Origin of the sequence: Pseudoduganella plicata (genome assembly GCF_004421005.1) — a bacterium.
GTDB classification, from domain to species: Bacteria; Pseudomonadota; Gammaproteobacteria; order Burkholderiales; family Burkholderiaceae_D; genus Rugamonas; species Rugamonas plicata.
Genome location: NZ_CP038026.1, coordinates 4,584,096 through 4,609,063, shown reverse-complemented (window position 1 = coordinate 4,609,063; position 24,968 = coordinate 4,584,096). Strand labels below are relative to the sequence as shown.

At 64.1% G+C, this 24,968-nt stretch carries 25 protein-coding genes and 1 pseudogene; 12 read left to right on the top strand and 14 right to left on the bottom strand.

What is annotated here, in order from left to right; all coding sequences use genetic code 11:
• Window positions 1–36 precede the first annotated feature (36 nt).
• From dusB to tyrS, 5 genes and pseudogenes are all read right to left on the bottom strand, one after another.
• Entirely contained in the window at window positions 37–1,053 is a 1,017-nt protein-coding gene (gene dusB / locus E1742_RS20380) for a tRNA dihydrouridine synthase DusB (RefSeq protein WP_134386968.1), read from the bottom strand.
• 265 nt (window positions 1,054–1,318) lie between these two features.
• Window positions 1,319–1,960 carry a histidine phosphatase family protein gene (locus tag E1742_RS20375; protein ID WP_134386967.1) on the bottom strand — a complete coding sequence of 214 codons (642 nt, stop codon included), beginning with the start codon at window positions 1,958–1,960 and terminating at the stop codon, window positions 1,319–1,321.
• The gene (locus E1742_RS20370; protein WP_134386966.1) at window positions 1,957–2,580 is read right to left on the bottom strand and encodes a YbhB/YbcL family Raf kinase inhibitor-like protein; all 624 of its coding nucleotides are present in this window, start codon (window positions 2,578–2,580) and stop codon (window positions 1,957–1,959) included. The genes E1742_RS20375 and E1742_RS20370 overlap by 4 nt, the downstream gene beginning before the upstream one ends.
• A gap of 82 nt (window positions 2,581–2,662) precedes the next feature.
• Window positions 2,663–3,117 (bottom strand): annotated as a pseudogene (gene dtd / locus E1742_RS20365) (D-aminoacyl-tRNA deacylase).
• Window positions 3,114–4,367, bottom strand: a complete 1,254-nt coding sequence (tyrS, locus tag E1742_RS20360) for a tyrosine--tRNA ligase (protein ID WP_134386965.1) — start codon at window positions 4,365–4,367, stop codon at window positions 3,114–3,116. Before tyrS ends, dtd begins: the two are co-directional and overlap by 4 nt.
• Before the next feature lie 156 nt (window positions 4,368–4,523).
• Here tyrS and E1742_RS20355 point away from each other — a divergent pair, with 156 nt between their 5' ends.
• Window positions 4,524–5,903 (top strand): M23 family metallopeptidase, encoded by a 1,380-nt coding sequence (locus E1742_RS20355; protein WP_134386964.1) that lies wholly within the window; start codon window positions 4,524–4,526, stop codon window positions 5,901–5,903.
• A 184-nt stretch (window positions 5,904–6,087) separates the two neighbouring features.
• The gene (locus tag E1742_RS20350; RefSeq protein ID WP_134386963.1) at window positions 6,088–7,185 is read left to right on the top strand and encodes an anhydro-N-acetylmuramic acid kinase; all 1,098 of its coding nucleotides are present in this window, start codon (window positions 6,088–6,090) and stop codon (window positions 7,183–7,185) included.
• A 27-nt stretch (window positions 7,186–7,212) separates the two neighbouring features.
• Here the strand turns inward: E1742_RS20350 and E1742_RS20345 are convergent, their stop codons facing one another.
• Window positions 7,213–7,428 (bottom strand): DUF4287 domain-containing protein, encoded by a 216-nt coding sequence (locus tag E1742_RS20345; protein WP_134386962.1) that lies wholly within the window; start codon window positions 7,426–7,428, stop codon window positions 7,213–7,215.
• 193 nt (window positions 7,429–7,621) lie between these two features.
• On the opposite strand from E1742_RS20345, the gene E1742_RS20340 reads away from it, so the two are divergent.
• A complete protein-coding gene (locus E1742_RS20340) occupies window positions 7,622–8,035 on the top strand; it encodes a DUF2061 domain-containing protein (protein ID WP_134386961.1) in 414 nt (137 codons plus the stop codon).
• 148 nt (window positions 8,036–8,183) lie between these two features.
• Here E1742_RS20340 and erpA read toward each other — a convergent pair whose 3' ends face one another.
• The 4 genes from erpA to rplM all read right to left on the bottom strand — a co-directional run bounded on the left by erpA (window position 8,184) and on the right by rplM (window position 10,679).
• A complete protein-coding gene (gene erpA / locus E1742_RS20335) occupies window positions 8,184–8,546 on the bottom strand; it encodes an iron-sulfur cluster insertion protein ErpA (RefSeq protein ID WP_134386960.1) in 363 nt (120 codons plus the stop codon).
• 113 nt (window positions 8,547–8,659) lie between these two features.
• Window positions 8,660–9,697, bottom strand: a complete 1,038-nt coding sequence (argC, locus tag E1742_RS20330) for an N-acetyl-gamma-glutamyl-phosphate reductase (RefSeq protein WP_134386959.1) — start codon at window positions 9,695–9,697, stop codon at window positions 8,660–8,662.
• A 151-nt stretch (window positions 9,698–9,848) separates the two neighbouring features.
• Complete coding sequence (gene rpsI, locus E1742_RS20325; RefSeq protein WP_134386958.1) at window positions 9,849–10,241, bottom strand: 30S ribosomal protein S9; 393 nt, start codon at window positions 10,239–10,241, stop codon at window positions 9,849–9,851.
• A gap of 9 nt (window positions 10,242–10,250) precedes the next feature.
• Window positions 10,251–10,679 carry a 50S ribosomal protein L13 gene (gene rplM, locus E1742_RS20320; RefSeq protein WP_107140762.1) on the bottom strand — a complete coding sequence of 143 codons (429 nt, stop codon included), beginning with the start codon at window positions 10,677–10,679 and terminating at the stop codon, window positions 10,251–10,253.
• A 245-nt stretch (window positions 10,680–10,924) separates the two neighbouring features.
• On the opposite strand from rplM, the gene E1742_RS20315 reads away from it, so the two are divergent.
• The 5 genes from E1742_RS20315 to E1742_RS20295 are packed head-to-tail and all read left to right on the top strand — an operon-like array spanning window position 10,925 to window position 15,288.
• On the top strand, window positions 10,925–12,346 hold the full coding sequence (locus tag E1742_RS20315; RefSeq protein ID WP_229466142.1) for an alpha/beta fold hydrolase: 1,422 nt from the start codon (window positions 10,925–10,927) through the stop codon (window positions 12,344–12,346).
• Window positions 12,343–13,077 carry an ABC transporter ATP-binding protein gene (locus tag E1742_RS20310; RefSeq protein ID WP_134386957.1) on the top strand — a complete coding sequence of 245 codons (735 nt, stop codon included), beginning with the start codon at window positions 12,343–12,345 and terminating at the stop codon, window positions 13,075–13,077. The genes E1742_RS20315 and E1742_RS20310 overlap by 4 nt, the downstream gene beginning before the upstream one ends.
• On the top strand, window positions 13,074–14,264 hold the full coding sequence (locus E1742_RS20305; RefSeq protein WP_134386956.1) for an ABC transporter permease: 1,191 nt from the start codon (window positions 13,074–13,076) through the stop codon (window positions 14,262–14,264). Before E1742_RS20310 ends, E1742_RS20305 begins: the two co-directional genes overlap by 4 nt.
• A gap of 48 nt (window positions 14,265–14,312) precedes the next feature.
• A complete protein-coding gene (locus E1742_RS20300; protein ID WP_134386955.1) occupies window positions 14,313–14,735 on the top strand; it encodes an OsmC family protein in 423 nt (140 codons plus the stop codon).
• Between the two features lie 10 nt (window positions 14,736–14,745).
• Complete coding sequence (locus E1742_RS20295; RefSeq protein WP_134386954.1) at window positions 14,746–15,288, top strand: hypothetical protein; 543 nt, start codon at window positions 14,746–14,748, stop codon at window positions 15,286–15,288.
• Here E1742_RS20295 and ypfJ read toward each other — a convergent pair whose 3' ends face one another.
• The 3 genes from ypfJ to E1742_RS20280 form a co-directional block, all read right to left on the bottom strand.
• Window positions 15,289–16,161 (bottom strand): KPN_02809 family neutral zinc metallopeptidase, encoded by an 873-nt coding sequence (gene ypfJ / locus E1742_RS20290; protein WP_134386953.1) that lies wholly within the window; start codon window positions 16,159–16,161, stop codon window positions 15,289–15,291. It lies immediately after the preceding gene.
• A 106-nt stretch (window positions 16,162–16,267) separates the two neighbouring features.
• Entirely contained in the window at window positions 16,268–16,909 is a 642-nt protein-coding gene (gene coq7 / locus E1742_RS20285; protein ID WP_134386952.1) for a 2-polyprenyl-3-methyl-6-methoxy-1,4-benzoquinone monooxygenase, read from the bottom strand.
• Between the two features lie 47 nt (window positions 16,910–16,956).
• A complete protein-coding gene (locus E1742_RS20280) occupies window positions 16,957–17,433 on the bottom strand; it encodes a hypothetical protein (protein WP_134386951.1) in 477 nt (158 codons plus the stop codon).
• Between the two features lie 261 nt (window positions 17,434–17,694).
• On the opposite strand from E1742_RS20280, the gene E1742_RS20275 reads away from it, so the two are divergent.
• From E1742_RS20275 to E1742_RS20260, 4 genes are all read left to right on the top strand, one after another.
• Window positions 17,695–18,585 carry an ABC transporter ATP-binding protein gene (locus tag E1742_RS20275; RefSeq protein ID WP_134386950.1) on the top strand — a complete coding sequence of 297 codons (891 nt, stop codon included), beginning with the start codon at window positions 17,695–17,697 and terminating at the stop codon, window positions 18,583–18,585.
• A gap of 1 nt (window position 18,586) precedes the next feature.
• Window positions 18,587–22,174, top strand: a complete 3,588-nt coding sequence (locus E1742_RS20270) for an ABC transporter permease/M1 family aminopeptidase (protein WP_229466140.1) — start codon at window positions 18,587–18,589, stop codon at window positions 22,172–22,174.
• A 77-nt stretch (window positions 22,175–22,251) separates the two neighbouring features.
• Window positions 22,252–22,758: a hypothetical protein gene (locus tag E1742_RS20265; protein ID WP_229466138.1), complete on the top strand. Its 507-nt coding sequence runs from the start codon at window positions 22,252–22,254 to the stop codon at window positions 22,756–22,758.
• A gap of 29 nt (window positions 22,759–22,787) precedes the next feature.
• Entirely contained in the window at window positions 22,788–23,240 is a 453-nt protein-coding gene (locus tag E1742_RS20260) for a DUF3597 domain-containing protein (RefSeq protein WP_134386949.1), read from the top strand.
• 168 nt (window positions 23,241–23,408) lie between these two features.
• Here the strand turns inward: E1742_RS20260 and E1742_RS20255 are convergent, their stop codons facing one another.
• On the bottom strand, window positions 23,409–24,947 hold the full coding sequence (locus E1742_RS20255) for a methyl-accepting chemotaxis protein (protein WP_134386948.1): 1,539 nt from the start codon (window positions 24,945–24,947) through the stop codon (window positions 23,409–23,411).
• Window positions 24,948–24,968 lie beyond the last annotated feature (21 nt).

Below are 24,968 nucleotides of genomic sequence, written 5' to 3'. Positions count from 1 at the left end.
TTGTGTTTTGCTAAATGTTTGCCGGTCTGGCGCCGCTCAGGCAGCCAGCATTTCTTCGGCGAGGCGGTATTGTAACCGCTCGCCATACTTCCATTGCGATTCGAAGAAGCTGTCCACGGCCCGCAATTGTTCGGTCGTGGACTCGAGCCGGTTCATCTCCTGGCGGAACGCCTCGCCCCCTTCCAGGTCGCGTACATACCAGCCGATGTGCTTGCGCGCCGTGCGCACGCCCAGGTATTCGCCGTAGAACGCGTAATGCGCGCGCAAGTGCTCGTCCATCAGCTCCCGAACCTCGGCCACCAGCGGCGCCGGCAGGTGTTCGCCGGTGCGCAGGAAATGGTCGATTTCGCGGAAGATCCATGGCCGGCCTTGCGCGGCGCGCCCGATCATGACGGCGTCCGCCCCCGTCTTATCGAGGACAAAGCGGGCTTTTTCCGGTGTCGTGATGTCGCCGTTGGCAACGACGGGGATGCCGACCGATGCTTTCACGGCCGCGATGGTGTCGTATTCCGCATTGCCCGTGTAGCCGTCCGCGCGGGTACGGCCGTGCAAGGTCAGCATCTGGATGCCGGCCTGCTCGGCGATGCGGGCGATACGCAGCGCGTTTTTATTCTCGCGGTTCCAGCCGGTGCGGAACTTCAGGGTGACGGGCACGTCGACCGCTGCAACGACGGCATGCAGGATGCGCTCCACAACATCCTCGAACTGCAGCAGCGCGGAGCCGCACCAGTTGTTGCAGACCTTTTTGACGGGGCAGCCCATATTGATGTCGATGATCTGGGCGCCCTTGTCGACATTGAACCTGGCGCAATCGGCCAGTTCCTGCGGATCGGAACCGGCGATCTGCACCGCTTTCGGCTCCATTTCACCTGTGTGGTCCGTGCGGCGCGCACTCTTTTCACTGGCCCACACACGCGGATTGGCTGCCGCCATTTCCGACACGGCATAACCGGCACCCAGTTCCTTGCACAGCTGGCGGAACGGGCGATCCGTCACGCCGGCCATCGGGGCGACAAAGACGTTATTGCGCAGGATATGGGGACCGATTTGCACTTGGGGTATCCGTGGATGACGCCGCGAAAGGAGCGGAGGAACCTGCAATTCTAACCGATGCACTGCTCAAATAATAAGCACTATTTTGTATAGAAACGTCAAGCGTGCAGCTTTCCGGTTATGAAACAACGAGTTACGCCTGGAAATTTTTTCACGGCGGTCGCGATCGCGTCCGGCGGTCAATGTGATGCCGCCGGAAACCGGAGCCTGTCACCGGTTTTTTAGAAGAAAATCGGTGGCAGGCTCCGGTTTTCAGTGCCCGGCTTCATACGATATCGTCCAGTGCCAACGCCAGGTGCTCGACATCGCCCCACTGCGTCAATTCCAGCTTGCCGCTATCGAACGTGAACCGATTAATGCTGGCATTTTTCACCTGGAAGTCGCGCGGACTTTCCAGCGTCATGCCGGTGGCGGCCCGGTAAGCGCACTCCAGCACGCCACCGTGGGCGACGATGGCGATAGTGCGGCCCTCATAACGCGACGCCCACCCGCCGATCGCGGCGATGCTGCGCGCGTAAAATGCGCGAAAGCTCTCGGCGAACCGCTCGCCGTGCGGCATGACGGCATCGATATGGCGGCCCTGCCAGGCGGCGAAATCCTCGGGATAACGGGCTTCGATTTCGCTGTACAGCAGGCCTTCGAAGACGCCATAGCCCCGCTCGCGCAGCGCCGCGTCCGTATGCAACGGTATATCGTGAAGGCGGGCGACGGCGCCGGCCGTCTGCATGGCCCGTTGCAGGTCGCTGGAGACGATCGCCTCCAGCGGCGCGTCGCGCAATGCCCGCGCCAGCGCGGCGGCCTGCCGCTCACCGGCATCGTTCAGGCCGATGTCCAGGTGCCCTTGCAGCCGGCGCACGGCGTTCCATGCCGTCTCGCCATGACGGATCAACAACAATGTCGTCGTCATGCGCGCCGCAGTGTGTAGCTGCCGATCAGTTGCGCCTCGTCGACGATGTGGCCATGCATGGCCGCCAGCACGTCCTGCGCCGTGAAGCGTCCGGAGACCGGCAGCCGTTCGATGTCCAGCGCATACAGGCGATATATATAGTGGTGCACGCGCAGGTCGTTCCACGGCGGGCATGGGCCGTCGTAACCGAAATAGTCGCCCGCCATCTCCGGGTCTTGGGCGAACCAGGCCGTGTAGTCGTTCAGGCCCTGCCGCATCGGACTGCCCGCGATGGCCGGGCCTGGTTTGCCGTGCGCCGTGACGCCGCTGGAATACGCGCCCTCGGCCAGCGTCGTCAGATCGGGAGGAATATCGACCAGCGCCCAGTGGTAAAAATCGCCGCGGGGCAGCTCGACCGGCAATGCGCGCCCTTCCTTGTTGACGTCGGTGCCGACCGTCGGCGCGTCGCCGTCAATGACGAGCAATACCAGCGACGCCGTGCCCGGCGGGATATCGTCCCACGCCAGATGCGGATTACGGTTGCCGGCGAAGCGCACGTGGCTGACCGCATCGGGCACGGCAAACGCGTTATCGCCCGGGATGGCGGCGCCGTCCCGGAACGAATGACTCCAGATTTTCATGTTCGCACTCTCCCGCACTCGCCCTTCGCAAGGCGCCGGCACCCGCGCCGCGCCATGGAAGGGCTGATCTTATTGACTCGTGTCATGATACCTGCTTCGGGCCGACCTGCAGCCAGAACGTCACGGGCCGTTGTTGGTCAGGGAAACCTGCATGTCGGCACCGAACTGCCCCGTCGCAACAACGGGATGCCGGCTGCGAGCCTGGGCAACGAAGTAGTCGAACAGGCGCCTGCCCTCGTCCGGCGGCGCGGCGGGGGTGAAAGAAGGCCGCGTGCCCGACTTCGTGTCGGCTGCCAGCGTGAACTGGGGCACGAGCAGCAGTCCACCCGCCACGTCGATAACGCTGCGGTTCATCTTGCCGGCCTCATCGGAGAAAACGCGGTATGACAGCAGCTTCGTCAGCAGCGCATCGGCTTCCCGTTCGCTGTCGCCGCGCTCGGCGCAAACGAGCACCATCAGGCCGGCATCGATGGCGCCGACGACGGCACCGTCGACCGCCACCTGGGCGGTCGTGACCCGTTGCAGCAGGCCGATCATGCCAGCGTGACGCGCGCGAACTTGCGCTTGCCCACCTGCAGCACGACGGTGCCGGCTTCGATTTTCAATGCCTTGTCGCTGATGACGGCGCCGTCGATGCGCACGCCGCCCTGGTCGATCATGCGCATCGCTTCGGACGTCGACGCGCACAGCCCCGTCTGCTTGAGCAGTTGCGCCAGACCGAGCGGAGCGCCCGTCACGGCCAGTTCGGGAATATCGTCGGGGATGCCGCCTTTCGAACGGTTGACGAAGTCGGCCAGCGCGTCCTCGGCCGCCTGCTGCGAGTGGAAGCGCGCGACGATTTCCTGGGCAATGGCGACTTTCGCGTCGCGCGGATTGCCGCCTTCGGCGATCTTCTGCTTCAGCGCGGCCACTTCGTCCAGCGAGCGCCACGACAGCAGTTCGTAGTAGCGCCACATCATCGTGTCGGAAATGCTCATCACCTTGGCGAACATCGTGTTGGCCGGTTCCGTGATGCCGATGTAGTTGTTTTTCGACTTCGACATCTTCTCCACGCCGTCCAGGCCCTCCAGCAGCGGCATCGTCAGGATGCATTGCGGTTCCTGGTCCCAGTCCTTCTGCAACTCGCGGCCCACCAGCAGATTGAACTTCTGGTCCGTGCCGCCCAGCTCCAGGTCGGCCTTGAGCGCGACGGAATCGTAGCCCTGCATCAGCGGGTAAAGGAACTCATGGACCGAGATCGGTGTCCCATTCTTGAAGCGCTTGGAAAAGTCGTCCCGTTCCATCATGCGTGCCACCGTGTAGCGGGAAGCAAGCTGGATCATGCCGCGGGCGCCCAGCTGGTCGCACCACTCGGAGTTGTAGCGGATTTCAGTCCTGGCCGGATCGAGCACCAGGGAGGCCTGCTTGAAGTACGTCTGCGCGTTCTGCTCGATCTGCTCGCGTGTCAGCGGCGGGCGCGTGGCGTTGCGGCCGGAAGGATCGCCGATCATCGACGTGAAGTCGCCGATCAGGAAAATCACCTGGTGCCCCAGGTTCTGCAGCTGGCGCATCTTGTTCAGTACGACCGTGTGGCCCAGGTGCAGGTCGGGCGCGGTCGGGTCGAGGCCCAGCTTGATGCGCAGCGGTACGCCACTCTGCTCGGAGCGGGCCAGCTTCTGGGCAAACTCGCTTTCGATCAGCAGTTCGTCGACGCCGCGCTTCGCGATGGCAAGCGCCTCCTGCACCTTGTCGCTCAAGGGAAGAACGGGGGCGGGGGCTTTTTTCGGCGACGGGGAATTTGTATCCATGTGTAGAAGAATTTTCTTAAAATGTTGGTGTGGCGCAGGACTTTGCTATAATTCCCGATCCCATCAATCTTGCCCGATGAAAACGAAACAAATCAACAACTTAGAACAAAAGAGCAAAAATCCATCAAGTTCAAGCGGCAAATTTTAACTGATTGCATGAACCCTACAAACAAGTTCACAAGCTCGCGCTTGTATCAGCTGCTAGGTACGACCCGCAAGGCGCGCATTGTCCGCGCTTCGGCTTTCGCATTGGCCGTGTGCACGTTCGGCGCTACCGCCGTCGCGCCGCTCGTCCCGGATGCGGATGACCTGCCGGTCAAGACCATCTCGCAGACTGTCGCCCTGCCGAACCTCTCCTCCCAGATCGCTGCCATCGATCAGGCCGACGATTCCCAGAAATACGTGCACGAAGAGCGCATCCGCGCCGGCGATACGCTGGCCACGCTGCTGCAGCGCCTGGGTGTCGAGGACGATGCTGCCGAAAACTTCATCAAGAAGGACAAGGTCGCCAAAGCCGTCATGCAACTGAAGACCGGCAAGCGCGTCCAGGCCCAGACGGATGACGAAGGCAACCTGCTGTGGCTGCGCGCCAGCGTCGTCGACAGCAGCGACGTGCCCGTCAAGAACATCTCCGTGCTGCGCAAGGGCGACGGTTTCGTTGCCCAGGAAGCGCCGGTCAAGCTGGAGCGCCGCGTGGAAATGCACGCACGCGACATCACGACGACGCTGTTCGCGGCAACCGACTCCGATGCGGACGGTACCCGCCTGCCCGATTCGGTCGTACGCCAGATCGTGGAAATGTTCTCGACCAATATCGACTTCCGTTCTGACCTGAAGCGTGGCGACAAGTTCAACGTTGTCTACGAAACGTTCTGGCAGGATGGCGAGTTCGTCAAGGCGGGCCGTATCCTGGCCGGCGAATTCACCAACCGCGGCACGACGTATCAGTCCGTATGGTTTGAAGATCCTGCTTCCAGGCAGGGTGGGGGCTACTACAGCTTCGACGGCAAGTCGCTGAAGCGCGGCTTCCTGAAGTCGCCGCTGGAGTTCTCGCGGATTTCGTCGGGCTTCTCGATGCGCGTGCACCCGATCTCGGGCAACTGGAAAGCGCACAAGGGCATCGACTTCGCAGCACCGACGGGCACGCCGATCCGCGCCGCCGGCGATGGCGTCGTCGATTTCGCGGGTACGCAGAACGGCTATGGAAACGTGGTCGTCCTGAAGCACTGGAACAACTACAGCACCGCCTATGCCCACATGAGCCGGTTCGCCTCCGGCCTGCGCAAGGGCCAGAAGGTCAGCCAGGGCGACCTGATCGGTTACGTCGGCTCGACCGGCTGGTCGACCGGCGCGCACCTGCACTACGAGTTCCGCGTGGGTGGCCAGTCGCTCGACCCGACGCGCCTGAACGTGCTTGCCCAGGCGCCGCTGACAAGTGCCGAAATGGCGCGTTTCAAGATGGTCGCCGGCGACATGATCCACCGCTTCGCACTGCTGCGTCCGGAAGAATCGAACCGCGCCGTGGCGCAGCGCTAAGCTTCGGCTCGCCCGCTTTGGTTGGAAAAGACGGCGCCCGTGAGGCGCCGTTTTTTCTTCCCTCCCTCACTGTGATTCCATCATACGGCGCCGTTCGCTGTCATTCCGTTAGCTGCTTAACACTATTCGCAAACAGGGCCGCGGGTGCGGCACAATAGTCCAACACTTCTTTCGCGAGATTTCCATGAGCTTGTTTATCGGTCTGATGTCGGGCACGAGCCTCGACGGTGTGGATGGCGTTCTGGTCGACTTCTGGGCTGGCGCCGCGCGCACGCTGGCGTCCAGCCACGTGCCCTATCCCGACGCGCTGCGTGAAGAACTGATGGGCTTGCAGGCGCCCGGCGACAATGAACTGGAGCGCGAAGCCGTGGCGGCGAACAAGGTCGCGGCCATCTATGCGCTGTGCATCGAACAGGTGCTGGCAAAGACGGACATCAAATTCGCCGACGTGCGGGCCGTCGGCGCGCACGGCCAGACCATCCGCCATCGCCCGGAGCTAGGCTACACGTGGCAGGCCCTGAACGGCGCGTTGCTGGCCGAGCTGTGCGGCATCGACGTGATCGTCGACTTCCGTTCGCGCGACGTGGCGGCCGGCGGCCAGGGCGCGCCGCTGGTACCGGCCGCGCACCAGGCACTGTTCGGCCAGGCCGGCAGGACGCGTGTGCTCGCCAACCTGGGCGGCATTGCCAATATCAGCGTGCTGGAGCAGGACGGTCACGTGACCGGGTTCGATACCGGCCCCGGCAACGTGCTGATGGACGGGTGGATCGCCCGCCACCTGGGCAAGCCGTACGACGAGGATGGCACCTGGGCCGCCGGCGGGCACGTGATCCCGGCGCTGCTGGCATCGATGCTGTCGGAACCGTATTTTGCGGCGCCTCCGCCAAAAAGCACGGGGCGCGACCTGTTCCATGCCGACTGGCTGCAGCGCCACCTGGCCGGCCATGCGAGTGCCGCGCCCCAGGATGTCATGGCCACGCTGACCCGCCTGACGGCCACGACACTGGCGACGGATATTCGCCGCCATGCACCGGCAGCCGACATCGTCTACCTGTGCGGCGGCGGCGCGCATAACGGCACGCTGCGGCGCATGCTGGCCGACGAACTGGGCGGACATGTCCAGCTCGAGACGACGGATGTACTGGGCGTCGCGCCAGGGCTAGTGGAGGCGCTCTGCTGGGCGTGGCTCGCCTTCCGCTTCGATGCGCGTGAGCCGGGCAATCTGCCTTCCGTCACGGGTGCGCAGGGCCTGCGCGTGCTTGGCGCCCTGTATCCCCGCTAGCACACTTCGAAACGGCATCCGCGGCCCTCAGCGGCCATTTTGTGCAAGGTGATGGGCCACCAGCGCATTGGCGTGACCATGGCCCATGGCGTACTCGCTTTTCAGCCATGCGACGAGTTCCATGTGCTTGCCTTCACCCCGCGCTGCCAGCAGGCTGAGCCAATGCTGGACGGGCTGGTCGTATTTCTTTTCAATGGAAGGGAAATAGGATGTGGGGCCCTTCGCCGCTGCACTGTCCGCCATACTGTCTCTCCGGTGCCGGGAGCGCGGTTGCGCTCCTCCTGCATCGACGACGAACGACGCCGGTTGCGTTCGACAATGACGCCGCCAGTCTCGATAGATATTATCAATCGCTCCGTTGAGAACAATTAATTTACATATTTGAACGAGAATCGTTATCATTTGCCTCAACGGTATTCAACGAAGAGGCAGCAAAATGATCGTCGCAGCGAAAAAACTCAGCCAGGTTGCCACCCATATGTCGCTTGCATTCGGCCTGATGTACGTGCTGACGGGTTCGGTGGCGTTCGGGGGCCTGGCGGCGATCCTGGAACCGATCGTCAACGTCGCGCTGCTGCCGCTGCATGAAGGCTTCTGGCACCGTGTGCGCCAGCGCTCGCTGGCCAAGGTGCGCGCCGCGTTGGTCGCAGCGGAAAAAGTGAGCCAGACGGCCATGCACTTCATTATCGCCGCCGGCATGATGTACTGGGCCACCGGCTCGCTGGCGCTGGGCGGGCTGGCGGCCGTACTGGAGCCGATCCTGAACGTTGTCGCCCTGCCCTACCATGATCGCCTGTGGGAACGTTACGAAGCGCGCGTCGCGGCAGGCCAGCAGCTCGCCGCCGCCTGATTCCCGTCACTGCAGAGCTTGTGTCCCACAACGGTACCTGACACCGATGTGGGACACGAACTGACCCGTGATGCCGAAACAACGCAGTCGTCAACGTAAAAACGGCGGCCAGCTCGCGCTGACCGCCGTTTCGGTAATGCCGGTGTGCTTAGACGGAGAACGACGAACCGCAACCGCAGGTCGACGTGGCCGACGGGTTCTTGATGACGAACTGCGCGCCTTCCAGGTCGTCCTTGTAGTCGATCTCGGCGCCCACCAGGTACTGGTAGCTCATCGAGTCGATCAACAGCTGGACGCCGTTCTTGACCATCGTCGTGTCATCCTCGTTGACGATCTCGTCGAACGTGAAACCGTACTGGAAACCGGAACAGCCACCGCCCTGCACGAACACGCGCAGCTTCAGGTCAGGGTTGCCTTCTTCCTCGATCAGCTGGGCCACCTTGTCAGCGGCGCTGTCGGTGAAAACGATCGGTGCCGGGATGACGTCTTGTGCTTCGGCTACTGCATTCATTTGGAACTCCTACTAGAAATCGTTGGGTCCATTATAGACCTTTGCACAGAGTGCCGCTCAGGCCCGCTCTGTTTCTGGAGGGAATATGCGGCGTTTATGCCGCATATAAACCTTTATGGGAGAAGGGCTATCGTGTTCAGGCCCAGATCCTCTTGCAAACCGAACATCAGGTTCATGCATTGCACGGCCTGGCCCGATGCACCTTTGACCAGATTGTCCTGCACCACCAGCACGATGACGGTGTCGCCCCCGTCCGGACGGTGCACCGCCAGGCGCAGCATATTGGAGCCCTTGGTCGTGCGCGTTTCCGGATGCGAGCCGAACGGCATCACGTCGACAAACTTTTCGCCCTTGTAGGCATCCTCGAACAGCTGCTGCAGCGCCTCGTCGCTGATGTCCTTCGTCAGCTTCGCATACAGCGTTGCGTGCATGCCGCGGATCATCGGCACCAGGTGCGGCGTGAAGATCAGCGACACTTTCTCGTCCGTGAAGCGCTGCAGCTGCGCCGACGTTTCCGGCGTGTGACGGTGGCCCGAGACGCCGTACGCCTTGAAGTTGTCGCTCGATTCGGAGAACAGGATGCCGATCTCGGCCTTGCGCCCCGCGCCGGACACGCCGGACTTGCAGTCGGCGATCAGGCTGCCGGCATCGATGATGCCCGCTTTCAGCAGCGGCGCGTAGCCGATCTGCATCGTCGTGGGATAGCAGCCCGGGTTGGCGATCAGGTTCGCCTTTTGGATCTCTTCACGGTTCAGCTCGACCAGGCCATAGACAGCCTGCTCCAGCAGCTCCGGTGCCGTGTGGTCGATCTTGTACGTCTTCTCGAACACGGCACGGTCCTTGATGCGGAAGTCCGCCGCCAGGTCGATCACCTTGACGCCCTTGGCCAGCAGTTCCGGCGCTTGGGCCATGGCCACGCCGTGCGGGGTGGCAAAGAAGACGACGTCGCATTGCGTCAGGTCGGCCTTGTCCGGGGCGGAGAACGCGATGTCGACGCGGCCGCGCAGGGAAGGATACATGTCGGCCACCGGCAGACCGTCCTCCTTGCGCGACGTGATGGCCGTCAGCTGCACTTCGGGATGGACGGCCAACAATCGCAGCAGTTCCACTCCGGTGTAGCCGGTGCCGCCAACGATGCCAACTTTGATCATGTTCTTGTTCCTTGCGAAAGATGGGTAAGTGAAAGGGGATTTTAGCAGCGTCCTGTGACAGACGTTTTACCCTATCCAAAAAGCAAAAAGCCGCCGGACGAACCGACGGCTTTTCGATACAGCCCGGCAGAACCGGGCCGCAGGAAGCAGATTAACGCTTCGAGAATTGCTTGGCGCGACGTGCTTTGCGCAGGCCGACTTTTTTACGCTCGACTTCACGCGCGTCACGGGTGACGAAACCGGCTTTTGCCAGGTCAGGCTTCAGGCCTGCATCGTAGTCGATCAGTGCACGGGTGATACCGTGGCGCACTGCACCTGCCTGGCCGGACTCGCCGCCGCCATGCACGTTGACCTTGATGTCGAAACGTTCGACGTTGCCGGTCAGTTCCAGCGGCTGACGGATGACCATCAGGCCGGTTTCGCGGGAGAAGTACTCCGACGCTGGCTTGCCGTTCACGATGATTTGGCCGGTGCCGACCTTGATGAACACACGAGCCACTGCACTCTTGCGACGGCCGGTGCCGTAGTTGTAGTTACCGATCATGTCAGTTCCTTAGAATTCGAGTGCTTTAGGTTGCTGAGCAGCGTGCGGGTGCGAACCTTCGGCGTACACTTTCAGCTTCTTGATCATTGCGTAGCCCAGTGGGCCTTTTGGCAGCATGCCCTTGACAGCTTTTTCCAGAGCACGGCCTGGGAAACGCTGTTGCATTTTCAGGAAGTTCGTTTCGTAGATGCCGCCTGGGTAGCCCGAGTGACGGTAGTACGTCTTCTCGGTGGCTTTGGTACCGGTCACGCGCAGTTTGCCTGCATTGATGACGACGATGAAATCGCCCGTGTCGACGTGAGGGGTAAATTCTGGCTTGTGCTTGCCGCGCAGTCGGCGTGCCACTTCGCTGGCAACACGGCCGAGGACTTTGTCCGTCGCGTCAATCACGAACCAGTCGCGCTGGACTTCATGGCCCTTAGCGGAAAATGTTTTCATGTTTGACTTCCTAATGAAGATGAATTTAATCACCGGTTAAAACGCTCAAATGGCGGTTCCGCCCCGGTACTGCAGCGGACGCATCCTTGTTGTTGACTTTTCCTGAGCGAACGGAAAGCTGGCGATTATAGCGCGACCGGCAATGGCCGGTCAACCCCGGACAGGGAGATCAACCGGGCGATATCCGTTGCCGAAAAACCAACAGCGCGCTAGTATTGCCGGATTGCTATTGCCGAGAGCGCAGCGTGACCGTCCGTATCGAATTGACCCTGCTGATGGCCATGCTGCCCATCGCTACCGCCATGGCGGCGCCCGCCGGGCGCACGTGCCACCTGCCCGGCGCCGAGGAGGCGCTGCGCTGCTTCAACGTGACGGTGCCGCTCGACTACAACAAGCCCGGCAAGACCATCGTTGTCCACGCCACCGTGGCGCCCGCCTACCGCGAGGCGGCGCGGGCCGATCCGCTGTTCGTGCTGGCGGGTGGCCCGGGCCAGGCGGGCAGCGATATCCTGCCCGTGATCGACGCCGCCTTCCGCCGCGTGCGCGCCACCCGCGACATCGTGCTGATCGACCAGCGCGGCACGGGCCTGTCCGGCAAGCTCGATTGCAAGTCGCCACCCGATATCGACACGATGTCGGAAGAACAGCTCGATGCCGAGGTGCGCCGCTGTATCGAGAAGATCGGCGCGCCATACGACCGGTACACCACCGACGCCGCCGCCCGCGACATCGAGAAGGTCCGCGTGGCCCTCGGCTACCGCCAGATCAACCTGTGGGGCGGCTCGTACGGCACGCGCCTCGGCCAGCATTACGCCCGCCTGTATCCGGCCAATGTGCGCACGCTGATCCTGGACGGCGTGGCGGCACCGGACCAGATCATCCCCGCCGGCGGCCGCGATGCCCAGGCGGCGCTGGAGACGACGTTCCGCCAATGCGAAAGCGATGCGGCGTGCAAGCGTGCCTTCCCTGCCTTGCGCAGCGAGTTCGCCAGCCTGTCGGCAAAACTGGACAAGGGTCCGTTGACGCTGACGATGGCCGACCCGCGCACCACGGCCGTGCGGCCCGTGCAGATCAGCAGCCGGCGCTTTGCCGCCACCGTGCACCGCGTGCTGTACGCGCAGCCGGACGCGCACAGCCTGCCCTTCCTGGTCCACAGTGCCTATAACGGCCGCTGGGAGCCGTTCGTCGCCCGCAGCAACCGCGACACCGATTTTTCGGCCGACGGCAGCATGTCCGGCCCGCTGTACCTGGCCGTCGTCTGCGCCGAGGACTATCCACTGCTGACGCCGGAACTGGCCGCAGCCGACACGCGCGGCTCGTTCCTCGGCGCACCGCTGGCCTCGCAGCTGGCGGCGCTGTGCCCCGTCATCAACGTCAGGCCGGTGCGCTATCCGGCGCCTACCGTGATCGCGGCGCCCGTGCTGATGCTGTCCGGCGCGCAGGACCCCGTCACGCCGCCGCGCCGCGCCGTCAGCGCCGCGCGCTGGATGAAGGCGTCGCAGCACCTGGTCGTGCCCAACGGCGGCCATATCGTCTCCACCCTGGGCTGCGTGCCGCGGCTGCTGCGCGAATTCCTCGACCAGCCGGGCCGCCCCGTGCAGGGCGACTGCGTCAACGAGATCCCTGCCCCCACTTTCCAGCTCGATGCCGCGGGACCGCAGCCATGATTGAAATCCACGACGTCACCAAACACTTCGGCAAGGTCCACGCGCTGTCCGGTGCCAGCTTTGTCGCCCGCGACGGCCACGTCACCGCCCTGCTCGGCCCCAACGGCGCCGGCAAGACGACGCTGCTGCGCATGCTGGTTGGCCTCTTGCGGCGCGATGGCGGCACCATCGCCGTCGATGGCGTCGACCCCGGCACGGATCCGATGACGGTCCGGCGCAGCATCGGCTTCCTGACCGACCAGTTCGGGCTGTACGAAAAACTGACGACGCGCGAGTACCTGCGCTATTTCGGCCAGTTGAACGGCATGGACGACGCTGCCCTGGCTCGCCGCATCGACGAAGTGACGGAGCTGCTGGCGCTGGGCGACATCCTCGAGCGTCGCGCCAAAGGCTTCAGCCAGGGCCAGCGCATCAAGGTAGCGCTGGCGCGCACGCTGCTGCACCGGCCGCGCAACCTGCTGCTGGACGAACCAAGCCGGGGCCTGGACGTCATGAGCGCGCGGGCGCTGCGCCGCGCGCTGGCCGCGCTGCGCGCCGACGGCTGCTGCGTCATCATGGCCACGCACGTGATGCAGGAAGTGACGAATTCGTGCGACGACGTCATCGTCATCGCGGGCGGGCGCACCGTGGCGCAGGGCACGCCGCAGTCGCTGTGCGAACGCACGGGCATCGCCAGCCTGGAAGACGCCTTCGTCAAGCTGGTGGGCACCGAGGAAGGGATTGCCGTATGAGTGGCCGTGCCAAGTTCGTCGTCGTATTCTTCAAGGAGCTGCGCGAAACCTTGCGCGACAAGCGCGCGCTCGGCATGGTGCTGCTGTTCGTGCTGATGTATCCGATGCTGGTGGGCGGCGTGCTGCAGCAGCAGATCAGCCGCGCGCTCAAACCCGAAAAGGAAGGCATCGAGCTGACCGTCATCGGCGCGGCGCGCGCGCCCACGCTGATGGCGCAGCTGAAACAGAAAAACGTCAACATCACGACCGCCGGGCCGATGACGGAAGAAGCCATCACGGCGCTGCTGCGCACGCAGAAGACGGCGGCGGTGCTGCGCCTGTCCGACTCGTATGTGGACGATTACCGCAGCATGCGCCCGGCACGCGTGGAGCTGTGGTACGACTCGGCCTCCGACAACGGCCGGAAAGTCGGCGACATCGAGCACGTGCTGCGCAGCTACGGCAACACGATTGCCGGGGCGCGCCTGCTGGCGCATGGCGTCTCGCCCGCCACGCTGCACCCCGTGCAGCTGCAGAAATACGACACCGGCACCAGCGCATCGCGCTCGGCCTCCGTCATCGGCACGATGCTGGGCATGTTCTTCATTCCCGCGTTCTTCTTCTGCCTCAGCACCGCCGTGGACAGCACCGCCGGCGAACGCGAACGCCGCTCGCTGGAAGTGCTGCTGGCGCAGCCGGCGCACACGCGCGACCTCGTCATGGGCAAATGGCTCGCGGCCAGCTGCGTGTCGATCGTCGGCCTGACCCTGGAACTGTGCATCGCCCACGCCGTGCTGAAATACCTGCCGCTGGAGGAAATCGGCATGTCGTGGCGGCTGTCATGGCTGGACCTGTTGTATGTCTGCGTCGTGTCGCTGACATTACCCCTCTTTGCCGCAGCGCTGGAAATTGCGCTGTCGATCAACGCGCGCACGTTCAAGGAAGCCCAGACAACGGCCAGCTTTGCCATCATGCTGCCCATCGTGCCCGTGATCGTCGTACCGATGCTGAACCTGAACACGGCCACGTGGATGTACCTGGTGCCCGTGCTGTCGCACCAGACCCTGCTGCGCGAGATGGCCAAGGGCCAGGCGGTCGGCCTGCTGCCGTTCGTGCTGACCTTCGGCGCCAGCCTCGTGCTCGCGCTGCTGTGCGTCGCCTTCACGCAGCGGCGCATGCAGAGCGACCGCTACCTGATGTCGCTGTGAACACTGCATTACAATCGACGTACCTGTAACCGCATTCGGAGAGTAACGATGGAAGTCAAAGTCAGCTGGAACGGCCCGTCGGGCATGAGTTTTCGGGCGCAGACCGGTTCCGGCCATATGGTCACGATGGATGGCGCGCCGGAAGGCGGCGGCCACAACCTGGCGCCGCGGCCGATGGAAATGGTCCTGCTGGGCACGGGCGGCTGCACGGCGTACGACGTCGTGCTGATCCTGAAACGGGGCCGCGCGGACGTGCGTGGCTGCGACGTTACCTTGCAGGCCGAACGCGCCGAGACGGACCCGAAGGTCTTCACGAAGATCAATTTCCACTTCGTTGTCACGGGCCGCGACCTGAAGCCCGAAGCGGTGGAGCGCGCCGTCAGCCTGTCGCACGACAAATACTGCTCGGCCAGCATCATGCTGGCCAAGACGGCCGAGTTTACGCATTCCGTCGAGATTGTCGAGGTCTGATTCTTCGACCGTGCGCCGCCATGCGCTGCTGGCGGTGTTGGCCGGCCTGCACGTGGCCGGCGCACTGCTGATGTGGCGCGCCACCGTCGCACTGCCGAATGACGGCCCCGTGATGTATGCCAACCTGATACTCGTGCCGGCGCCTTTCGTGCCGCCGGTGCCGGAGCCGGTCCCCACGTCCGCTCGCGTAACGCGTACACCGCCACGCGTCATTCACGCAGCGCGCCCGGACGGGCCGGCGGCTACCGCGTCGCCAGCCACGCCGCCTGCCATAGCCGCCTCCCTCGAAGAAGCCACCCCGGCGCCCACGCTCGACCTGGCAGCCATGCGCGCGTCGGCAGCCGAACATGAAAGCCAGCGCGTCCGCTCAGGAGTCGAGCTGGTGCAAGATGAGCAGCGCGTACGAGGTAGGGACGACAGCGATGTCGCCCGTGCCATCAAAAAAGCAGGGCGCACCGACTGCACCAAGGCTTACGCCGGTGGCGGATTCGATCCCTTGAAACTGATCCCGCTGATTTACGATACGTTGACGGATACCGGGTGCAAGTGGTGATTACAGCTGCCGCACGCTGAACGTGTCGCACTGCGCGACTTCACCGTTGTCGATGCCGCGCTTGAACCATCGCACGCGCTGGGCCGAGGTGCCGTGCGTGAACGAGTCGGGCACGACGTGGCCTTGCGCCTGGCGCTGCAGCGCATCGTCGCCGATGGCCGTGGCGGCCGCCAACGCCGTTTCGATATCGCCCTGTTCGAGGATCTGGCGCGACCGGTTGGCGTGGAAGGCCCAGACGCCGGCAAAGCAGTCGGCCTGCAGTTCCAGCTTGACGGACAATGCGTTCCCCTGCGCTTCGCTCATGCGCTGCTGGGCGTTGTGGACCTTGTCCGACAATCCCATCAGGTTCTGCACGTGGTGGCCCACCTCATGGGCGATGACGTAGGCCTCGGCGAACTCGCCGGAAACGTGGAACCGTTGCTGCATCAGCTTGAAGAAATCCGTGTCGAGGTAGACATGCTGATCGGGCGGGCAATAGAACGGGCCCGTCGCGGACTGCCCCGTGCCGCATGCGGTCCCCGTGCTGCCGCTGAACAGCACGAGCTTCGGCTTCACGTATGTCTCGCCCTGCTGGCGGAACAACTCGCCCCAGACGTCTTCCGTATCTGCCAGCACGGTGCGCACGAAGCGTGTCGTTTCGTCGGTCGCCGGCGTTTGGCGTACCGGCGCCTGCTGCTGCACGGGCGCGCTGCCGTTCATCAACCCCAGTACCGTGGCCGGATTGATGCCGAACACATATGACACGACCAGTGCGACGATGACGCCGCCGATGCCGAGCGAGCCGCCGCCAAGGCTGAAGCCTCCGCCGCCTCCGCCGCCGTCGCCACGGCGGTCTTCCACATTATCGCTTTCCCGGTTGCCTTCCCAACGCATGAGTAACTCCTGTTAGTGTTTTCGCCACTATAAGGGGTGCGCTGGGTTCGGTGGCGCAAGTTACGCCTTGTCACATTTCGAGGTCGGGCTCGCCCGGCTCCGACATTCAGATGTAGTAAGTCGTCCCGGTCATCAGCTTCGACATCGCCGTCATTGCCAGCTTCACGGGCAGCGGCGTATCGGCCGCGCCCATGTCCTGCGCCGCCTTGCCATGGGCGATTTCGTCAAGGCGCATCTGTTCGACGATCGCGCGCGACTTGGCGTCGTTGGCCGGCAGCCGCTGCATATGCGATTCCAGGTGTTTTTCCACCTGGCGTTCCGTCTCGACGACGAAGCCCAGGCTGTGCGGATCGCCCATCTTGGCGGCGACCGTTCCCAGTGCATAGGCGCCGGCGTAAAACAGCGGCGCCAGTACACTGGTCTGCGAATTGAGTTCCTTCAGGCGCTGTGCCGTCCACGCCAGATGATCCTCTTCCTCGCGGCTGGCCTTCTCGAATTGCTGGCGCAGGGTATCGCTCCTGGCGAAACGGGCCTGCGAGTTGTACAGCCCCTGCGCCATCACCTCGCCCACGTGGTCGACGCGGATCAGCCCCGCGCTGTGCTTGCGCTCTTCGTCCGTCATGTGGGCATCGTCGACGTGGACGGCGGGCGTCGGCCGCGATGCGGACGCCACGCCCGAAATGACGCGCAGCGCCTTGTCCGCGCTGCAGATGAAACGGTCGAACGGAGTGTGATATCGGGAGCTCATGGGATTCTGTCGTGCTGGTTCAGAAGACCATCATTATAAGCATCGGGTCACTCTGGCGTCGCGCGGCTAGCCCCGGCTTCCCTTTCCTCGCGCACGATGCGCTGGCGTTCGATCCAGTCGGCGACGGGGCCGCGCACGTCCAGGCCGGAAAAATCCTTGGCCACGCCCAGGTTCAGGCCCAGCAGGAACGGGATCGATTCGAGCGGCACATGCGGGCAGTAATCGCCAAAGGCACGCATGAAGCGGGGCGAGTCCAGCACCTTGACGACGCCTTCGCCGCTCATGTACTGCAGGATGCTGGTGATGCTGTGGCCCGGGCCGATGGCACGATAGATGAAACGGTTGAATTCCTTGTCCAGCTTCTTGAAGTCGAGCGACTCCTTCGTCATCAGGGTGGCCAGGTAGCACAGGCCCAGCGCGACGCGGAAGAAGCCCGTCGATTCCTTGACCGTCAGTCCGCAACGGGTCACCCCCAGGATGTTTTCCTGCAGGGCGGCATCGAGTTTGGCGTTTTGCTGGCTCATGGGGAGCACTATAGCGCAAGGCGGACGGTTTGCGGCTTGCCTCCCACGGTCGGGCACGTTACCCTTGACGCTTTTTCAACCCTTGCCTCCGGGCGCTGCGCCCACTCCCCGGAATCCACACTCTGGCGCGGCGAAAGCGCACCCTGTCGCAAGGGGGCAACCGATGTGTCGTCGTTTCAATACAATGCCATCATGTGAAAGGTCGGCATGACGGTCCCTGCGGCGGCCCATGCTGCGCTGCAATAGTTTCAAGGAGTGAGCATGGAGTTAAGCATCCGCAACCTGTCCAAGACCTACGCCAACGGCGTCGTGGCGCTGGACAATATCTCGCTGACGATCCCGTCCGGCATGTTCGGCCTGCTCGGGCCGAACGGTGCGGGCAAGTCGACGCTGATGCGCATCCTTGCCACGCTGCAGGAATGCGATGCGGGCTCCGTGTTCTTCGGCGACCTGGACGTGCTGGACGAAAAAGACGAAGTGCGCCGCCAGCTCGGTTACCTGCCGCAGGACTTCGGCCTGTATCCGAAGGTCACCGCGTACGAGATGCTAGATCACTTCGCCGTGCTCAAGGGCCTGTCGCACCGGAACCGCCGGCGCGAAGTCGTCGACGGCCTGCTCCAGCAGACCAACCTGTTCGACGTGCGCAACCAGCGCCTCGGCACTTTTTCCGGCGGCATGCGCCAGCGCTTCGGCATCGCCCAGGCGCTGCTGGGCGACCCGAAACTGATCATCGTCGACGAGCCCACGGCCGGCCTCGACCCGCAGGAGCGCGTCCGCTTCCATAACCTGCTGTCCGACATCGGCGACGAGCGCACCGTGATCCTGTCCACCCACATCGTCAGCGACGTGGCCGACCTGTGCGCCAATATGGCGATCATCAACAAGGGCGAGCTGCTCGTCACGGGCGCTACCCAGGGGCTGATCGACGACATCAGCTGCAAGATCTGGGCGCGCTTCGTGGACAAGAAGGACCTGCCCTACTTCACGCAGCGCCACACGATCATTTCCACGCGCCTGCTGTCCGGGCGCACGCTGATTCACGCCTACAGCGACGACGACCCGGGCGACGGCTTCGAGGAAGCCATCGGCGACCTGGAGGACGTCTACTTCGCGACCATCGCCGGCCGCCACGTGGTGAACGCCTGCGACTGACATGACCGCATTGCTCTCCATCGCGCTGTTCGAGGCAAGACAGCGATTCCGCCTGCTCTCGACGTGGGTCTACTTCCTGATGTTCCTGTCGCTGTCGCTGCTCTGGGCCGGCGCGGCCGGCGGCGTCTTCAAGAACGCCACCGTTTCCTTCGGCGGCCGGGTCCTGATCAACGCGCCCATGCCCATCATGTTCACGGCCAGCGCGCTGGCGTGCCTGGGCGTCGTCGTCGTCGCGGCGATGATGGGCCGCGCGGTGCAGCAGGACTTCGAATACGACATGCACCACTTCTTCTTCACGGCGCCGATCCGCAAGCACCAGTACATGCTGGGCCGCTTCCTCGGTGCGTGGCTGGTGCTGGCCGCGATCTTCCTCAGCGTCCCGCTGGGCCATGTGCTCGGCACCTGGCTGCCGGGCGTCGACCCGGACCGCCTCGGCCCGTTCCGGCTTCAGGCGTACGTGCTGTCGTACTTCGTCGCGCTGCTGCCCAACCTGTTCATCTTCGGCGCCATCTTCTACGTGCTGGCGGCGCTGACGCGGCGCATGCTGCCCGTCTACGTCAGCAGCGTCGTCATGCTGATCGGGTACATCGTCGCGCCCAGCCTGGCGCGCGACCTCGATTACAAGACCCTGGCCGCGCTGATCGATCCGTTCGGCACGGCCGCCGTGATCCGCCTGACGGAATACTGGCCCATCGCGGAACGCAATACGCGCCTGGTGCTGCCCGAAGGCGTCTACCTTCTCAACCGCGTCATCTGGTGCTCGTTCTCGCTGGTCGCGCTGATGCTGGGCTACTGGCGCTTCCATTTCGTCGGCACGCTCGACGGCGGCACGGCCGCCCGCGGCGACAGCGACGCCCCGCTGCGCATTACGACGACGGCCGCCCGCTCCGTCGAGCCGCCCGACTTCAAGGCCCGCAGCCTGCCGTTGCTGCTGGCGCAGTTCACCTGGCTGAACCTGCGCGAGACGACGAAAAACATCTACTTCTTCGTGCTGGTGCTGGCGGGCGTGCTGACGATGTACGCCGGTGCGCTGGACATGGGTTCGATCTGGGGCACCAACACCTATCCACTGACGTACGTGGTGCTGGAAATGGTGCGCAAGACGTTTACGCCGTTCATGCTCGTCATCACGACGTTCTATGCCGGGGAGCTGGTCTGGCGCGAGCGCGAGCACCGCATGTCGCAGCTGCTCGACGCGCTGCCCGTGCCGAGCTGGCTGCCGATGGTGTCGAAACTGGGCGCGTTGATCGGCCTGCAGGCGCTGCTGCTGCTGGTCGTCATGCTGTGCGGGATGTCGATCCAGGTCTTCAACGGCTACTTCGATTTCGAGCCCGGCCTGTACCTCACGCAGCTGTACACCATCGAGCTGCCGTATTACGCGCTGGTTGCCGTCCTGGCGATTGCCGCGCAGGTCCTGCTTGGCCACAAATATGTCGCGTACTGCGCGATGATCCTCTACTACATCGCCACCATCACGCTGGCCGGCCTGGGCCTGGAACACCCGCTGGTGCTGTACGGCGTCACTCCGGAAATCCGCTATTCCGACATGAATGGCTACGGCCACTTCCTGCTGCGCGAGCGCTGGTACCAGCTGTACTGGGGCGGCGCGGCGCTGATGCTGTCCGTATTGACGCTGGTGTTCTGGCCGCGCGGCGTGAGCGAGGAATGGCACACACGCCGCCGCCTCGCACGCCACGCGCTGACGATGCCCGTGATCGCCACGTTCGGCGCCGGCGCCCTGCTGTTCGCTGCTACCGGCGCCGTCCTGTTCTACAACCTGAACGTCGCCAACAAGTTCGAGACGGCTTATCGGCAGGGCGCCAACCGGGCCGACTACGAGAAGCAGTACAAGAAGATCGCCGCGCTGCCGCAGCCGCGCATCGCCGATGTGAAGCTGAGCGTGGAGATGATGCCGGACCAGCGCCGCCTCGTGGCGCGTGGCCGTTACCTGCTGGAGAACCGCGGCACGCAGCCGATCGGCACCGTCTACGTCACGCAGGAACCGCATGCGGCGATGCGGCCGCTGCGCTTCGGCGTGCCGGCCCGCGCGACATTGAACGATGCGGCGCTGGGCATGCATGCCTATGCGCTGGCGACGCCGCTGGCGCCGGGCGCCACGCTGCCGCTGGAGTTCGAGGTCGTCTACGAACCGAAGGGCATATTCGGCCTGGGCCAGGACACGCCCGTCGTTGCCAACGGCACGTTCTTCAACAACAGCGTGCTGCCGCACATCGGCTACCAGCGCGACTACGAACTGGCCGACCCGCGCGACCGCCGCAGGCACGGCCTGCAACCGCAGGCACGCCAGCCCGCGCGCGACGATCCGAAAGGGCTGGCGGACAATGTGATGAGCAGCGACGCCGACTGGGCCACGTTCGACGCCGTCATCGGCACCGCCGCCGGCCAGACCGCGATCGCTCCCGGCACGCTGGTGAAGGAATGGACGCGCGCCGGGCGGCGTTATTTCCACTATCGGACGGACAAGCCGATCCTGAACTTCTATTCGTTCCAGTCGGCGCGCTATGCCACGCGGCACGACTGGTGGCAGGACGTCGGCATCGAGGTCTACTACCATCCTGGCCACGAGTACAACCTGGACCGCATCACGCGCGGCGTGCGCGACGCGCTCGATTACAACACCCGCAACTTCGGGCCGTACCAGCACAAGATCCTGCGCGTCGTCGAATTCCCGGCGTATGAGCGATATGCGCAGTCCTACCCGAACACGGTGCCCTTCTCGGAAAGCATGGGCTTCATCGCCAAAGTGGACGAGAAGAATCCGAAAGACATCGACTATCCCTATTATGTGACGGCCCACGAGGTGGCGCACCAGTGGTGGGGACACCAGCTGGTGGGCGGCAATACGCGCGGCGCCACCGTGCTTTCCGAAACGCTGGCGGAGTATTCGGCGCTGATGGTGATGAAGAAAACGTTCGGCCCGGAACGGATGCGCCGCTTCCTGCGCTATGACCTCGACATGTACCTGATGGGCCGCGCGATGGAGAACAAGACGGAGCTGCCGCTGGCCGACAACGAGAACCAGGGTTACATCCACTATCGCAAGGGCAGCCTGGCGATGTACCAGCTGCAGGACATCGTCGGCGAGGAACGCATCAACGCACTGCTGCGGCAACTGCTGCGGCAGTACGCCTTCCGCAACGGGCCTTACCCGAGCGTGACAGCGCTGGTGGACGGCCTGCGTGCCGTCGTGCCGCCAGCCCAGGCCTACCTCGTCGACGACCTGTTCAACGCCATCGTCCTGTACGACAACCGGGCGCTGACGGCCACGTACGGCAGGCGCGCGGACGGCCGTTACGACGTGACGCTGACGGTACACGCGGCCAAGCTGCGCGCGGACGGCCTCGGGTCCGAGAAGGAAGCGCCGCTGGCGGACTTCATCGACATCGGCGTGGACGACAAGGACGGCAAGCCGTTGGCGCGCGAACGCAAGCTGATGAACCAGCGCGAGACCACGTACAGGACGATCGTGGCCCGACGTCCGGCTCGCGCCGGCATCGACCCGGACAACAAGCTGATCGATCGCAAGCCCGGCGACAACATGATCGCTGTCGAAACCACCGCGCCATAGCCTGGGTTAAACCGCGAACAGACCCCGCCCTGCCGCTGCCCTACGCTGGCGTTTTGCAGACAACACAGGAGTGAGCAATGGCATTCGATCTCGGTAACATGCTGCAGCAGTACCTGGGAGGCGCAGCCGACCCTGCGCGGGCGGAGAAGGACTTCGGCAACGTCGCGCAGCAGGCGCCGAAAGCATCGGTGGCGCAAGGCGTGACGGAAGCGCTGCGCTCGGACCAGACGCCGCCGTTCGCAACGCTGGTCAGCCAGCTGTTCGGCCGCAGCGATCCGACCCAGCGCGCCGGCATGCTGAACCAGTTGCTGGCCAATGTCAGCCCGGCGATGCTGGCCTCGCTGGCCGGTGGCGTGGGCAGCCTGTTCAAGGGCGGCGCGCAACCGCAGGTGACGCCGGAACAGGCCGAACAGATCACGCCGGCGCAAGTGCAGGAAATCGCCGCCACGGCCGAACAGCACAACCCCGGCATCGTCGACCACATGGGCAACTTCTACGCGGAACATCCCACGCTGGTGAAAGCGCTGGGCGGCGCCGCGCTGGCCATCGTGCTGGGCAAGATCGCCCAGTCGCACCGGAACTGATTTCTTCCAACTCGAACAAGGAGCTGCATATGGGTATCCTGAGCAATATCTTCCACAAGATCTTCCCGTCGTCGCATCCGGCCGTGCAGCAGAAGCCGGCCGCTCCTGCCGCTGCGCCCGCACCTGCGCCTCAGACCGCGCCGGCTGCGGCCTCCCCTGCCGCGCCGGCACCGGCACCGGCGGCGCCTTCGGCACAAGCGGCTGCCGCCCCCGCCGCGATGGCCGAGGTGGACGTCGAGGCGATCCTGAACCAGAAAGCCCAGCAGGCCGGCCAGCCGCTGAACTGGCGCACGTCGATCGTCGACCTGCTGAAGTTGCTGGACCTGGACAGCAGCCTGCAGTCGCGCAAGGAGCTGGCGCAGGAACTGCACTATTCGGGCGATATGGGCGATTCGGCCAAGATGAACATCTGGCTGCACCGGCAGGTGATGAACAAGCTGGCCGCCAATGGCGGCAAGGTCCCGGCGGATTTGAAGGACTGACGCGGGCGCCGCCGCCCCGGACATGAAGAAACCGGTGACAGGCTCCTATTAGAAAAGGGAGCCTGTCACCGGTTTTAGAACTGATTCGCAGTGCGCGGCGTCAGAGCCCACTGAACCGGTGACAGGCTCCGATTGTTCAAAAACGGAGCCTGTCACCGGTTTTTTTATTTACTGCAGCTTGAAGACGCTGACCACGCCCGCCAGCGCGGCGGCCTGCTCGCGCAGCGACGCGGCGGCGGCGGCGGCTTCCTCGACCAGCGCGGCGTTCTGCTGCGTCACGCTGTCCATGTCGGCGATGGCGCTGTTGACCTGCTCGATCCCGGCGCTCTGCTCCACGCTGGCCGTCGTGATCTCGCCCATGATGTCCGTCACGCGGTGGATGCTCTGCACCACTTCGGCCATCGTCGTGCCGGCCTGGCCCACCAGCTTGCTGCCCGTGTCGACCTTGTCGACCGAATCGCCGATCAGCACCTTGATTTCCTTCGCGGCGGCGGCCGAGCGCTGTGCCAGGTTGCGCACTTCGCTGGCAACGACGGCGAAGCCACGGCCCTGTTCACCGGCCCGCGCCGCTTCCACGGCAGCGTTCAGCGCCAGGATGTTGGTCTGGAAGGCGATGCCGTCGATCACGGAGATGATGTCGACGATCTTTCGTGCCGAGGCGTTGATCGAATCCATCGTTTCGACCACGCGGCCGACCACCTCGCCGCCGCGCACGGCCACATCGGACGCGCTCACGGCCAGCTGATTGGCCTGCCGTGCGTTGTCCGCGTTCTGGCGCACGGTCGACGTCAGTTCTTCCATCGACGACGCGGTTTCTTCCAGCGCGCTGGCCTGCTGCTCCGTGCGCGACGACAGGTCCAGGTTGCCGGCGGCGATTTCGCCGGACGCGCTGGAGATGTGCTCCGTGCCGTTGCGCACCTGGCCGACGATGCGTGCCAGGTTGTCGTTCATCGTTTTGAGGGCGCCCAGCAGGCGGCCCGTTTCATCGTTCGTCGTGCTCTGGATATCGCTGCGCAGGTCGTTGTTCGCCACCGACCACGCCACTTCCACGGCGCGGTTCAGCGGCACGACGATACCGCGCGTCAGCCACCACGAGCAGAATGCGCCGAATGCCAGCACGACGGTGCCGAACACGATCATGAAGCTGCGGCTGCTCTGGTAATTGTGCTCGATGCGCTCGGCTTCCTTGTCGATGACCTGGCGCTGCAGCTGCAGCAGGTCGCCCAGCGCGTCCAGATAGGCTTTGCCGTCCGGCACGAAAGTCTTGATCAGCAGCTCGTTGGCCTCCTCGATCTTGCCTTCTTTTTTCAGTGCAACGATACCGTCACGCGACGCCAGGTACGCCTTGCGCGCCGTGACGATGCGATTGAACGCTTCTTTTTCCGGTCCGCTCACCAGCAGCGGCTCGACCTGCTTCTGCAGCGCGGAAACTTCCTTTGTCGAGTTGGCGGTTTCCTCCGAGAAGAACGCGCCCAGCGACGGGTCGGCGCTCTTCGAGATGGCGGTGGTGCGGCGCACGCTGGTGTGAATGCGCAGGTACCAGTCGGACACCATGCGCTCCTTCGCCAGCGGCACATGGGTCAGCTCGCGCGTCGCGCTGGCCACCGATTGCATGTGATAGATGCCGAAGCCCGTCATCAGAATCATGAGGGCGAGAACGAGGCCGAAGCCCGCGCTGAGGCGGGTGCCGATTTTCAGATTGTTCATGTTGTGAGAATATTGTCGCCG

Coding starts and splice junctions, on each gene's coding strand:
- E1742_RS20375 (WP_134386967.1), bottom strand. CDS start 1,960: ATGACGACGACATTGTTGTTGATCCGTCATGGCGAGACGGCATGGAAC.
- E1742_RS20370 (WP_134386966.1), bottom strand. CDS start 2,580: ATGAAAATCTGGAGTCATTCGTTCCGGGACGGCGCCGCCATCCCGGGC.
- tyrS (WP_134386965.1), bottom strand. CDS start 4,367: ATGGATACAAATTCCCCGTCGCCGAAAAAAGCCCCCGCCCCCGTTCTT.
- E1742_RS20355 (WP_134386964.1), top strand. CDS start 4,524: ATGAACCCTACAAACAAGTTCACAAGCTCGCGCTTGTATCAGCTGCTA.
- E1742_RS20350 (WP_134386963.1), top strand. CDS start 6,088: ATGAGCTTGTTTATCGGTCTGATGTCGGGCACGAGCCTCGACGGTGTG.
- E1742_RS20345 (WP_134386962.1), bottom strand. CDS start 7,428: ATGGCGGACAGTGCAGCGGCGAAGGGCCCCACATCCTATTTCCCTTCC.
- E1742_RS20340 (WP_134386961.1), top strand. CDS start 7,622: ATGATCGTCGCAGCGAAAAAACTCAGCCAGGTTGCCACCCATATGTCG.
- erpA (WP_134386960.1), bottom strand. CDS start 8,546: ATGAATGCAGTAGCCGAAGCACAAGACGTCATCCCGGCACCGATCGTT.
- argC (WP_134386959.1), bottom strand. CDS start 9,697: ATGATCAAAGTTGGCATCGTTGGCGGCACCGGCTACACCGGAGTGGAA.
- rpsI (WP_134386958.1), bottom strand. CDS start 10,241: ATGATCGGTAACTACAACTACGGCACCGGCCGTCGCAAGAGTGCAGTG.
- rplM (WP_107140762.1), bottom strand. CDS start 10,679: ATGAAAACATTTTCCGCTAAGGGCCATGAAGTCCAGCGCGACTGGTTC.
- E1742_RS20310 (WP_134386957.1), top strand. CDS start 12,343: ATGATTGAAATCCACGACGTCACCAAACACTTCGGCAAGGTCCACGCG.
- E1742_RS20305 (WP_134386956.1), top strand. CDS start 13,074: ATGAGTGGCCGTGCCAAGTTCGTCGTCGTATTCTTCAAGGAGCTGCGC.
- E1742_RS20300 (WP_134386955.1), top strand. CDS start 14,313: ATGGAAGTCAAAGTCAGCTGGAACGGCCCGTCGGGCATGAGTTTTCGG.
- ypfJ (WP_134386953.1), bottom strand. CDS start 16,161: ATGCGTTGGGAAGGCAACCGGGAAAGCGATAATGTGGAAGACCGCCGT.
- coq7 (WP_134386952.1), bottom strand. CDS start 16,909: ATGAGCTCCCGATATCACACTCCGTTCGACCGTTTCATCTGCAGCGCG.
- E1742_RS20280 (WP_134386951.1), bottom strand. CDS start 17,433: ATGAGCCAGCAAAACGCCAAACTCGATGCCGCCCTGCAGGAAAACATC.
- E1742_RS20275 (WP_134386950.1), top strand. CDS start 17,695: ATGGAGTTAAGCATCCGCAACCTGTCCAAGACCTACGCCAACGGCGTC.
- E1742_RS20270 (WP_229466140.1), top strand. CDS start 18,587: ATGACCGCATTGCTCTCCATCGCGCTGTTCGAGGCAAGACAGCGATTC.
- E1742_RS20265 (WP_229466138.1), top strand. CDS start 22,252: ATGGCATTCGATCTCGGTAACATGCTGCAGCAGTACCTGGGAGGCGCA.
- E1742_RS20260 (WP_134386949.1), top strand. CDS start 22,788: ATGGGTATCCTGAGCAATATCTTCCACAAGATCTTCCCGTCGTCGCAT.
- E1742_RS20255 (WP_134386948.1), bottom strand. CDS start 24,947: ATGAACAATCTGAAAATCGGCACCCGCCTCAGCGCGGGCTTCGGCCTC.